Genomic DNA, 11,642 nt, shown 5'->3' with positions numbered 1-11,642 from the left:
CCATGCAGGACAGCAGGGTCCGAGTTTTCGGGATCCGTCATCACGGGCCGGGCTCGGCGCGTGCCGTTCGGCGCGGGTTGGAGGAGTTTGCTCCGGAAGTTGTCCTGATCGAAGGTCCATCGGATGCAGATCCACTGGTAATGCTGGCGGCATCGGAAACCATGTCGCCACCGGTTGCTCTGTTGGCGTATGCGACGGGCGAACCGTCGAAGGCCGCATTTTGGCCGTTTGCGGTGTTTTCGCCGGAATGGCAGGCCCTTGACTGGTCTGCGAAAAACGGTGTGCAGGCACGTTTCTGCGACCTACCCGCGTACAACATGTTGGCAGATCGGCCTGAACTGAGCACGCGTGAAGGAGACCCACTAGCCGAGTTGGCTGCGGCTGCAGGTTACGACGACACCGAGCGTTGGTGGGATTCCGTCATCGAATCCAACTCGGGTACAGGCAGCTCGGATGTCTTCGATGCGATCACCGATGCGATGGCGGCACTTCGGGAGACCGTGCCGATTGACGAGGAGACGGCGCACCGTGAGGCGTACATGCGTCAGGTGCTGCGAAAAACACTCAAGGACGGCGCGCAGCGAGTGGCCGTCGTGTGCGGTGCGTGGCATGCGCCCGCGTTGGTGGGCCCGCTCGGTCCCGCTTCGGTGGATGCTCGAATCCTCAAGGGAATGACCAAGATCAAGACGTCGTTGACGTGGGTTCCCTGGACGCATTCGCGACTGGCGTCCGTATCGGGGTACGGCGCGGGGATCACCTCGCCGGGTTGGTATCACCACCTGTTCACAGCGCAGGACAAGACTGTTGCCCGCTGGCTGACCAAGGTTGCCCGGGTGCTTCGCGCCGAAGATCTGCCGATCTCGAGTGCACACGTCATCGAAGCGGTGAGACTGGCAGAAGCATTGGCAGTCATACGCTCTCGGCCTCTGGCCGGCTTGTCGGAAGTGACAGAGGCGACAAGGTCGGTGATGTGCGACGGTAACGACGTGCTGCTCGATCTGATCACCCGAAAATTGGTGGTCGGCGAGTCTTTGGGTGAAGTGCCTGAAGAAACTCCGACGGTTCCGCTGGAAGCAGACTTGCGGGCCAGGGCAAAAACGCTGCGTCTCAAGCAACAGGCGGGCGCGAAGAACCTTGATCTGGACTTGCGCCGCGACATCGACGTCGAGCGTTCACGATTCCTGCACAGGTTGGCTCTCCTCGATATCGACTGGGGTGTGCCGGCGGAGGACGAAGTGCGTTCTACGGGTACCTTCCGGGAAACGTGGGCATTGCAATGGAAGCCGGAATTTGCGGTGTCGGTGATCGAGGCATCGCTGTGGGGAACAACGGTATCGGTCGGAGCTGCGGCCAAAATCGAGGCACGAGTTCAGGCACCCGATATTGCGCTCGCTGCGCTGATCGAACTCTTGGAACAGTGCCTCCTCGCTGATCTTCCGGACGCGCTGACCCGGGTGCTGACGAGTGTCAAAACTGTTGCAGCTCTTGATCATGACGTAACACATCTGATGGCAGCGCTGCCGATACTCACACGCACCCTGCGCTACGGTGACGTGCGCGGTACCGACGTATCTGCTCTGACGGAAGTTGCCGACGGACTGTTGGTTCGAATCTGCACCGGCCTGCCGGTGGCGGTTACCGGACTTGACGACGCGAGCGCCGAAGAGTTCCGTGATCATCTCGACAAGGTGCACGCGGCCGTGTTGATGCGCGACCATCCGGAGTCCATCGTGCGATGGCTGAAGGTGGTCTCAGGTCTCATCGACCGTGACGACGTCAACGGGATTCTGACGGGTCGGATGGTCCGATTGCTCCGTGATGCCGGATCGATTTCGGAATTCGATGCGGCGCAGCGGTTGTCACGGGCGCTGTCCATCGGTAGCGCGCCAGTGGACAAGGCAGGGTGGGTCGACGGTTTCCTCGGCGGCGGTGGGCTGGTCCTGGTGCACGATCGAGCGCTACTGGACTTGATCGACAGTTGGGTTGGGCAGCTGCGTGAGCAGGATTTCATCGACACCCTCCCGTTGCTGCGCCGGACGTTCGGTGCATTCGAGGCGGGGGAGCGGCGCGCGATCGGACAGGCCGTGCGCGGTGGCCGTGTCACCGAGACCTCAGTCGAGACCGATGCACGACGTGGCCGGGCAGCGATGGCTGTCGTTTCGGATATCTTGGGGGTCAACGCATGAGCGAAGACGAGCAGCGGCTGCGGCGATGGCGCTTGATGCTGGGTGAATCCGCAGAGGAGTCGACGGGCGGACTCGGCTTGCCGGGAGACTCGCAGATGGATGCCGCTCTGGCCGCTCTCTACGACAGTTCGAAGCCAACGAAGGGAACTCGGCGCTCAGCGGGGTTGGGTGCGTCGGCGCCAAAAGTTGCACGGTGGCTCGGCGATATCCGTACCTACTTTCCCAGCACCGTGGTTCAGGTGATGCAGAAGGACGCGATAGAACGACTCGGACTGACGCACCTGCTGCTGGAACCGGAACTGCTCGATGCCGTCGAACCTGATGTGCACTTGGTGGGCACCCTGCTCAGCCTCAACCAGGTGATGCCGGAAGCCAGCAAGGCCACCGCCCGGATGGTGGTGGGCAAGGTGGTGCGCGAAGTGGAGGAGCGCATTGCTCAGAAGACCAGAGCAGCGGTGACCGGGGCGCTCAATCGTGCTGCCCGGACGTCCAATCCGAAGCTGCGAGACATCGATTGGAACCGCACCATCGCGGCGAACTTGAAGAATTACCTGCCCGAGTATCGCACTGTGGTGCCGGAACGACTGATCGGCTACGGACGGAAATCCACGGCCGTACAACGTGACGTGGTACTGGCCATCGATCAATCGGGTTCGATGGCGTCCAGTGTTGTCTATGCCTCGGTATTCGGCGCAGTCCTGGCGTCGATGCGCGCGCTGAAGACGTCGCTGGTGGTCTTCGACACCGCGGTGGTTGATCTGACGGAGAAATTAGTGGATCCGGTGGACGTGCTGTTCGGAACTCAGTTGGGTGGCGGCACCGACATCAACCGAGCGATCGCCTATAGCCAGTCGTTGATCTCACGGCCGTCCGAGTCGATGTTCGTGCTCATCTCCGATCTGTACGAGGGCGGAATTCGCAACGAGATGCTTCGGCGCATGGCCGCGATGAAAGCGGCCGGCGTTCAGGTGGTGGTCTTGCTGGCGCTCTCCGACGACGGTGCACCCTCGTTCGATCACGACAACGCCGCAGCTTTGGGCGGGCTGGGCATTCCTGCTTTTGCGTGTACGCCGGACAAGTTCCCGGAGTTACTCGCGGTGGCGTTGGAGCGCGGCGACGTCGGTGCGTGGGCAGACAAAAATCGCCCTGCTTGAAAGAACACATGTTCGGGTATTCCCTCGCGATGACCCGTGCGCAGACATCGGCAACACAAGCAGGTTCTGGTTTGGTCCTCGCAGTGTTGGCATGTGGCCAATTCTTGATGACTCTCGACAGTTCGGTCATGAACGTCTCGATGGCGACCGTGGCCGCGGATGTCGGGACCACAATTACCGGTATCCAAACCGCTATCACGCTGTACACCCTGGTGATGGCGACCCTGATGATCACGGGCAGCAAAGTCGGTTCGATGATCGGCCGGCGGCGGGCCTTCGGGTTGGGGCTGGTCATCTACGGGGTCGGGTCGTTCACGACGGCGATCGCGCCCAATCTTGCCGTGTTGCTGATCGGATGGTCGCTCCTCGAGGGGATCGGTGCGGCATTGATCATGCCGGCGATCGTGGCGCTGGTGGCATCAAACTTTTCGGCGGAAAAGCGACCGGCCGCATACGGATTGGTAGCGGCCGCCGGAGCGATGGCAGTTGCCGTCGGACCACTGATCGGTGGCGCTGTCACGACTTTCGCGTCGTGGCGGTATGTCTTCCTCGGCGAGGTCGTCCTTGTAGTTGCGATCTTGTTGGTGTTGCGAAAGGTTGCCGATGTTGCCCCCACCAAGGGTCATCTCGACGGTGTGGGTTCCCTATTGTCAGTGGCAGGCCTCGGCATGATCGTTTTCGGTGTTCTGCGTTCGAGTGAATGGGGTTGGTTGCAGGCCAAACCCCAAGGGCCGGAGATGCTGGGGATGTCGCCGGTCGTGTGGCTGTTGCTCGGTGGGATGTTGGTTGTCTACGGCTTCCTCCGCTGGGAAGCGTGGTTGGTCAGTGTAGGCAAGGAACCACTTGTCGATCCGGACATGCTGAGGAATCGGCAACTGACAGGTGGGCTTTCGATGTTCTTTGCCCAATTCCTCGTTCAAGCGGGCGTGTTTTTTGCGGTGCCGCTTTTCCTGTCCGTGGTTCTCGAACTGAGCGCACTCGAGACCGGGGTGCGAATCCTGCCGTTGTCGGCAGCCCTGGTACTGGCCGCGATCGGAATTCCGAAGCTCCGGCCGACGGCGAATCCCCGTCGCGTCGTCCGCATCGGGTTGTTGTCGATGATTGTCGGCATCCTGTTGTTGGTTGCCGGGATGGATCCGGGCGCAAATGCCGCGATCGTGATGGTTCCGATGTTGTTCCTGGGGTTCGGTTTGGGGGCGCTGTCGTCACAACTCGGAGCCGTCACGGTGTCGGCGCTGCCGGACGACAAGAGCGCAGAAGTAGGTGGATTACAGAACACTGCAACCAACCTCGGTGCGTCACTGGGAACGGCGTTGATCGGTTCGGTGCTGATCGCAACATTGACAACGTCGGCAATTGCCGGGATCGAGGACAATCCGGCTGTTCCAGCAGCGGTACAGCAACAAGCCACGACGAATATGGTGTCCGGTGTTCCATTCCTCTCGACCACCCAACTTCAAGACTCCTTGGCGCAGGCCGGCGTGAACGAGCAGACTTCTGCGGCGATCGTCGACGTCAATTCCGAGGCCAGACTCGAAGCTCTGCGTGTTGCTTTTGCCGTCGCAGCGTTCCTTGCCGTCGCGGCGCTGTTCGCGACCGGCCGGATTCCGCGGATACCGGTCGGGTCCGACGATCGAACGAACGGAATTCCTGCCTCCGACTGACAACTGCTTTGCGTCGTTCACGTCGAGAAATGGCGATCTTCGGGAACTGGAAACTCGCAGTCGGCTAACGTCGAGCGAAGAAACAGCCAAAAAGTCTGGAAAGCTCCATTCAACCGGCAATCCGATCGGTATGGCGACAAAGGAGGAACCGATGCCCGGACACCAGCGTCCGGCTGCGATCCGCCACGGTCTCAGGCCACCTGAATGTTGAGTTCTGTCCGACAAACAAGTCGCCGGGCCGCATTGCCGGAATCCGAGCGCAGCGACTTCTTCCGCCGCCAGGTAGACGAGGCCGTCACCGTCGCACCGTTGGCGAACTTTGCCATCATGGCCGGCATCAGTTCGGTGCTCGTGTTTGTCATTCCTCCGGAGCAGCACCTGATTCGCTGGGTCGGCGCGGTGGCGATTCTTCTTGTCTTCCTGAACTCGACTTACACGTGGGTCTCGTTGCGCCAGAAACGAGCGCAACGATCTGTTCGCCGGGACTACATCGGTCTGATGTTCGAGGTTGTAGTTCTCGGAGTCCTCGACGTCGTTCTGTTCGCGCTGCTGTTTTCCGAGACGGCAACCGATGACGTGATCCTGATCGCGACAATGGCCGGTCTCATGGGCGCCGGAACCATCAATTTCTATACGCTTCGTTCAGCCAGTCTGACCTGGATATATATCCACGGTGTTGGGTTGTTCATCATCTTCCTGTCCCACACGAAGCCGTATCTCTCGGTCTTGATGCTTCAACTGGTGATCTACACGTTTGCACTCACAATCGGTGCGCTGTATCTGTCCGCGTCGTTCAAGCGGAGGTGGCTCGCCGAGATGCAAGCCGAATCGGAACGTCAGACAGTGGCCTTGTTGCTCGACGGATTCGAAGGTGGATCACGCGACTGGCTGTGGGAAGTCGACGCTGCGGGACGCTTCACCCACACGTCGCCCCGGTTCGCCGAGGTAACGGGGTTAGCGGTTGGCGAGCTACAGGACAGGACTTTCGATCAGATGCTCGACCAACTTGCCATCACCTCCAGCGCGGAGGGCCGGAAGGCAGTTGATCTGTTGGTCGACAAGTTCGAACGCCAGGTGCCCTTCGGCGATCTGGTGGTGTCAGTCCGCGTCGACGGCGTTTGCCGTTGGTGGTCGCTCTCCGCAAAGCCACGAATCCGCGAGGACGGTGAAATGCTCGGATGGCGCGGCGTCGGTTCCGACATCACCGAGTGGTACGTCCGCGAGCAGGATATTTTGCGGCAGGCGGAGACCGACGCCCTGACGGGACTGCCCAACCGGCGAGCATTCGGACAAGCGCTGGAGCAGGCAATCGCGGACCGTGACGAAGGCCAGGTGCACGTCGCGATCCTCGACCTCGACAACTTCAAATCCGTCAACGACACGCTGGGACATCCGGTGGGAGACGGGTTGCTGCTCGCGGTCACCGAGCGACTGTGCGCCGTAGCGGATTCGGATGTGTGCGCGCGCATGGGTGGTGACGAGTTCGGATTCATCGCCCGGATGCCCGCAGGCCAGAGCGAGCGAGGCGCATTCGAACGATACCTCGACGTCCTGCACGATCCGTTCTTCGTCGACGGCAACCGGATCGAGGTACGCGCGACCATCGGCTTCGCGACCAACCCGAATGACTCCGCCGACGTCGACGAATTGGTCATGCTCGCTGATCTTGCCTTGTACGAGGCCAAGTCGACAGGACGTAACCGGGTGGGCCGATTCTCCCCGGCGCTGCGGGCGCGGGCATCGGAGCGCGCCACCGCTCAACAGGAGCTCGCCCGTGGAATCGCGGCCGACCAATTCGAACTTCACTATCAGCCCCAGGTAGACGCGGTGACCGGTCAGGTGGTGGCGTTCGAGGCATTGATTCGGTGGAACCATCCTGTGCGAGGTCAGCTCGGACCACGCCAGTTCATCGGAGTGGCTGAAGAAACCGGGATGATCATTCCCCTCGGGGCGCGGGCCTTGGAGCTTGCCTGTACGGCTGCCGCGAATTGGCCAGACGGCATCGCGGTCACCGTCAACGTCTCATCCGTTCAGCTGGTGTCCACGGGCTTTCTTGCCACCGTTGTCGATGTATTGAGAACCACCGGACTCGAACCGCATTTGTTGCAGGTCGAAATTACCGAAACCGGGGTCGTCGACGATCGGGCTGTCGCAGATCTGCACCGATTGCGCGAGCTGGGGGTCACCGTAGCTCTGGATGATTTCGGTACCGGATACTCGTCTTTCGCGACTTTGCAGAGGCTGCCCATCGACGTCCTCAAGATCGACCGCGTGTTTATCGTCGACTGTGCCGACCAGCCGATGGCGGTGGTGCAATCGGTGGTCGAACTTGCCGGAACACTAGGGATGAAGTCGTTGGCTGAAGGCGTCGAAACGGCAGTGCAATTGCGACGTGTTCAAGCCGCGCGGTGCCAACTTGTTCAGGGCTTTTACATCAGCAAGCCCCTGGATGCGGCGAATTTGGAAGAATATTTTGCCGCAACGAAGACTGAATCAGGCAGCCATATTCATCCATTCTTCAGATTTCCGTAGCCCGCAAACTGTTTCCTCCGGCGGCTTTCGCTTGATACATCATCGAGTCCGCGACATTCGATGCCACAGATATTGCGGACGATCCACCGGTCCAGGCCTTCGACCCCGCCGGCATTATCACTGCCCCGACGCTCACGGTGGTCGGGACGAGATCGGAATGATCCGAAATTGCAGAAGTGATGCCGTCGATCAACGTGCCAATTTCTTCGTGACATCCTGAAATGACAGCCAGGTACTCTTCGCCGCCCACCCGCCCTACGACGCCCTGATCTCCTATATGCGTCTTCAAGCGGTTGGCAGTGCGAATAATTACTTGGTCGCCCTCGGAATGCCCGTGAAGATCGTTGACCATTTTGAATTTGTCGATGTCGACGACTATGAATGCCAGGCATTTTTCCTGTACCCGGGCCGAATCGAACAAATCGATGACCGCAGCGTCGAGGCCGCGGCGGTTGAACAGTCCGGTCAAAGGATCACGATCGGAATCGCGGGCATCGCGGTAGAGGGTTCGCCACGTCAAATGCGAGAAAATCGGCACGATGGTCACGGCTCCAAGTAGAACGGTGGCTCGGGCCGCGATGGTCGTGGGGTCGACGGTTCCTTGTTGATAGGCGAGCACGAGGATGAGGGTGGTGATCGACGTTGCAAAGATTACGTGCGTCATAAGCCATCTCGCACTGACGAACAGCGTTGCGAAGGTACCGCTTATCGCAAAGATGATGCACCCGAACAATGCCGAGTCGCGGTCGGGGACAAGAAGAATTGCCGACGCGATTCCGAGGTCGGCGAATATGCCGAATGCGAGCAGTCCGCGTCTACCGGGAAATGGCAGCGTGAACCAACAGGTCATGACGATAAGCGATCCGATGACCATGCAGACCGACAGGAATTTGCCGGCACTGGCTGTCGGTGCATCGGGTCCGATCAATTTGAAGAATGCGCCCGATCCGAGGATGGCAGTCATTACGCCAAGCAGGCCACGGAAGATCGGCGCGATAGCGCGACTTGATCGTTGGTTACTTATCCACTCGTAATCGTGTGGTTCGTCGAACCATTCCTTGAGCGTGCGCCACGAGGTGTTCCTCGAACGCACGCTTTCCGAACTGGACATGTGGTTCATTCTCGCATTCAAGTTCGGGAAGGCATGGCAATCAGTCCCTCAGTGCAGTTTCAGCTCAGATACTGGTGGTTCGGACGCCGTTTCCTCCGGCAGCCTTCGCCTGGTACATCATCGAATCGGCGACGTTCGACGCAACCGAGATTGCTGACGATCCACCCGTCCATGCTTTTGACTCGGTTGGCATGATCGCCACTCCGACGCTCACCGTTGTGTGTATCGGGTCCGGGTAATCGGAGAGTGCCGGAACAATGCCTTCGGTCAACGTAATGATCATCTCGGGTGGCCCCGCTATGACTGCGAGGTACTCTTCACCGCCGACTCGACCGACTACGGCCCGTTGACCGAGGTGAGCGCTGAGTCGGTTGGCTGTTCTCTGGATTACCCGATCGCCTGCGGGGTGCCCGTGTACATCGTTGACCAACTTGAACTTGTCGATGTCGACCACGATGAATGCAAGACACCACGCATCATCGCGGGCCTGATCGAACAGAACCGTAACCGCAGCGTCGAGTCCACGACGGTTGAATAGACCGGTCAGGGGGTCGTGGTCCGATTCGCGGGCATCTCGATACATCATGCGCCACGTCAGATGCGAGAAGATCGGGAGAAGGGTTACTGCGGCAAATAGGACCAATGCGCGGGCAAGGAGTGTGCCGTGGTCGACTGTTCCCGCACCGAAAGCAAGAACAAAAACGATGATGCTGACGCCGGTAGCCCAGGCTACGTGTCCCAGAAGCCATTTAGCGCTGACGAACAATGTCGCGTAAGTACCGCTCACGGCAAAGGCGATACACCCGAAAGTCGCTGAATCGCGATCAGTCACCATGAGAACCGCCCCAGCCAGACCGATGTCGGCAAAAATTGCAAAGGCGATAAGTCCACGCCGTCCGGGGAAGGGGCGAGTGAACCAAAGTCCCGCGATGACAAAACAACTGACGACCACGATCGCCCCCAGGTATTTCCCGAGTGTTGTCGGCGGCGCGTCGGGCCCGACGAGTTTAACGAGCGCGGTAAGACCGAAGATCATCGACATGATGCCGAGCAAGGCGCGACAGAGAGGCTGAATCGCGCGGCTGGAGCGCTGGCGTTTCATCCATTCGTAGTCGTGCTCCTCGTGGTACCACTCATTGAGCAAATTCCATGAGTTACCCCCTGTTGGAAGATGGACAGGGGTGCGCATGACACCTATTTTGGCATTGAATTCCAGCGAAGAAAAACTAACAATCACCAGGTTGATTTGTTCGGAGAGTCGCGGGGATCAAGTGCATGAATACTTCGGGGAACTGACTTTGTGCATGTTTTCGTGAGAACCGAAAATAGGTCGCAGCGATGAAGGTTTTACCGTTTCCCTGCCAGTAATCGACCCGACCGTGCCGCACTTGCACCGGCCAATGTCGCGGCACCGACGGTGATCATCGCGCCAAGCAGAATTGCTGCAGGCTCACCGTCGCCGAGCACGCCGAGCTGCGAGCCAACCGTTACCGCGGCAACGGGAACACCGAGCTGCGCAGCAGACAATATGCCGAGCGGAAGAGGTAAACCCATTACCCGAACCACGGCATGCACTACGAGCGTTGCCATGCCTAAAGACACACCGAGCCAGATGGACGACGGATTGCTGACGAGGTCCCGAAGATTGATGGAAGCGCCGAGCCACACGAAGAACAGCGGCGCAAAAAAGCCATCCGTGACGGCGAAGAGCTGTTTCGCCAGGCGCCGGGGCTCACCGATCGCCGCAAGGACCAAACCGAAAGCAAAGCCCGCGAGCATGACGGAGACGTGAGTGGTTGTTGCCAGCGCCGCCAGAGAGAACAGGATCACCAGATTGATCCGCAGTTCGAGGGCGAACTTACGCTTCTCCGAGAACTTGTGGAGCCGCCGCCATGCTCCGGAACGGTGGAATGACCGGAGCCCGAAATAGAGCACGACCGCAGCGGCGATGACGGCGAATGCACCGAGCCCCGCACGCACCGCGTTACCGGGATCGATTACGAGCGGCACCGCCACGATGCATGCCGTGTCGGCGATGGCGATCTGTGCCGTCATCTGCAGAACGGATGTTCCACCAAGTGCGAGTGAATCTACGATCGGAAGAATAAGTGCTGCAGACGAAGACGCTATGAGCACCGCGTACAGAGCGGCGTGACCGGTATCGAAAACCGATGCCACCGCGTACCCGGCGACAGCGGCCAGAACCCCGACCATCACTGCGCGGACCGCGCCCTTACCCATCGCCGACCGAACCGCAGGATCGCGAACGGGGACGTGCGAGCCTGCCACCAACATCGTCAACGCAAAACCGATATCGGCCATGAACGTGAAAGTGTGGTCAGTCGCATCGAGCAATCCGAATCCGGTGACCCCGAGAATGACACCTGCCGCCAACTCGCCTACGACTACCGGAATATGCCAGCCTTCGCGTGCCGCCAGCAGCGGCCCGAGTAGCCCGGCGAAAGCAACCAATGCGAGTACGTCGAATGTCACCAATGATCTCCTCGCCGTTTGGTGCCTGTGCCCAGGGGTAATCATCGCATTGGGGGATGACGGGGGGATTCGACCAGGAGGCGGTACCCATGAGAAGGATCGTCGCCGCAATCGCGGCGCTGTTCCTGTCGACATTTGCCTTGATCGGGTGTGGTGACACCAGCACCGATTCCCACGGCAATCACTCTGCCGAGATGGGAGTGACAGCTGCAAACGCACAGGCAGCGGAAATTGTGATCAACGGCTTCGAATACTCCACACCGGCCCCCGTGATGCCGGGTCAAACTGTCACGGTCCGCAACAACACTGATGACGAGCATTCCGTTACGTCTGATACACCAGGGTTGTTCGACGTCATTGTCAACGAGAACGAAGTCGCACGTCTCACAGCGCCCGAGGAACCAGGGTCCTACGCGTTCCACTGCACCTACTTCTCGGACATGCACGGGACCTTGACCGTGGAGGATTGAGAGGAAGTGATCAGCCCCCTTCCGAGCGAAAG

Annotated in this window: 8 protein-coding genes; 5 read left to right on the top strand and 3 right to left on the bottom strand. The window is 59.8% G+C overall.

Annotated features, from left to right (window positions below; all coding sequences use genetic code 11):
- The first annotated feature begins 2 nt into the window (after positions 1–2).
- The 4 genes from RG2_RS22415 to RG2_RS22400 all read left to right on the top strand — a co-directional run bounded on the left by RG2_RS22415 (position 3) and on the right by RG2_RS22400 (position 7,536).
- Positions 3–2,186, top strand: a complete 2,184-nt coding sequence (locus RG2_RS22415; RefSeq protein ID WP_165826340.1) for a DUF5682 family protein — start codon at positions 3–5, stop codon at positions 2,184–2,186.
- Positions 2,183–3,340, top strand: coding sequence for a VWA domain-containing protein (locus tag RG2_RS22410; RefSeq protein WP_033233670.1), 1,158 nt, complete (start codon positions 2,183–2,185; stop codon positions 3,338–3,340). Before RG2_RS22415 ends, RG2_RS22410 begins: the two co-directional genes overlap by 4 nt.
- Before the next feature lie 29 nt (positions 3,341–3,369).
- Positions 3,370–5,004, top strand: a complete 1,635-nt coding sequence (locus RG2_RS22405; protein ID WP_033233869.1) for an MFS transporter — start codon at positions 3,370–3,372, stop codon at positions 5,002–5,004.
- Between the two features lie 204 nt (positions 5,005–5,208).
- Positions 5,209–7,536, top strand: coding sequence for a putative bifunctional diguanylate cyclase/phosphodiesterase (locus tag RG2_RS22400; RefSeq protein ID WP_033233669.1), 2,328 nt, complete (start codon positions 5,209–5,211; stop codon positions 7,534–7,536).
- On the opposite strand, the gene RG2_RS22395 is transcribed toward RG2_RS22400, so the two are convergent.
- The 3 genes from RG2_RS22395 to RG2_RS22385 form a co-directional block, all read right to left on the bottom strand.
- Positions 7,523–8,647 carry a GGDEF domain-containing protein gene (locus RG2_RS22395; RefSeq protein ID WP_072782667.1) on the bottom strand — a complete coding sequence of 375 codons (1,125 nt, stop codon included), beginning with the start codon at positions 8,645–8,647 and terminating at the stop codon, positions 7,523–7,525. The genes RG2_RS22400 and RG2_RS22395 overlap by 14 nt on opposite strands.
- Positions 8,648–8,711: 64 nt before the next feature.
- A complete protein-coding gene (locus RG2_RS22390; RefSeq protein WP_230590094.1) occupies positions 8,712–9,749 on the bottom strand; it encodes a GGDEF domain-containing protein in 1,038 nt (345 codons plus the stop codon).
- 245 nt (positions 9,750–9,994) lie between these two features.
- Positions 9,995–11,140: a cation:proton antiporter gene (locus RG2_RS22385; protein WP_033233667.1), complete on the bottom strand. Its 1,146-nt coding sequence runs from the start codon at positions 11,138–11,140 to the stop codon at positions 9,995–9,997.
- An 89-nt stretch (positions 11,141–11,229) separates the two neighbouring features.
- Here RG2_RS22385 and RG2_RS22380 point away from each other — a divergent pair, with 89 nt between their 5' ends.
- On the top strand, positions 11,230–11,610 hold the full coding sequence (locus RG2_RS22380; protein ID WP_033233666.1) for a cupredoxin domain-containing protein: 381 nt from the start codon (positions 11,230–11,232) through the stop codon (positions 11,608–11,610).
- Positions 11,611–11,642 lie beyond the last annotated feature (32 nt).

It is taken from the genome of Rhodococcus globerulus NBRC 14531 (assembly GCF_001894805.1).
GTDB classification, from domain to species: Bacteria; Actinomycetota; Actinomycetes; order Mycobacteriales; family Mycobacteriaceae; genus Rhodococcus_F; species Rhodococcus_F globerula.
This window is presented reverse-complemented; position numbering and strand designations above follow the sequence as displayed.

What these genes read in the sequence shown, in the direction of transcription:
- RG2_RS22415 (WP_165826340.1), top strand. Translation starts at nt 3, where the DNA reads ATGCAGGACAGCAGGGTCCGAGTTTTCGGGATCCGTCATCACGGGCCG.
- RG2_RS22390 (WP_230590094.1), bottom strand. Translation starts at nt 9,749, where the DNA reads ATGAAACGCCAGCGCTCCAGCCGCGCGATTCAGCCTCTCTGTCGCGCC.
- RG2_RS22410 (WP_033233670.1), top strand. Translation starts at nt 2,183, where the DNA reads ATGAGCGAAGACGAGCAGCGGCTGCGGCGATGGCGCTTGATGCTGGGT.
- RG2_RS22405 (WP_033233869.1), top strand. Translation starts at nt 3,370, where the DNA reads ATGACCCGTGCGCAGACATCGGCAACACAAGCAGGTTCTGGTTTGGTC.
- RG2_RS22395 (WP_072782667.1), bottom strand. Translation starts at nt 8,647, where the DNA reads ATGTCCAGTTCGGAAAGCGTGCGTTCGAGGAACACCTCGTGGCGCACG.
- RG2_RS22380 (WP_033233666.1), top strand. Translation starts at nt 11,230, where the DNA reads ATGAGAAGGATCGTCGCCGCAATCGCGGCGCTGTTCCTGTCGACATTT.
- RG2_RS22400 (WP_033233669.1), top strand. Translation starts at nt 5,209, where the DNA reads ATGTTGAGTTCTGTCCGACAAACAAGTCGCCGGGCCGCATTGCCGGAA.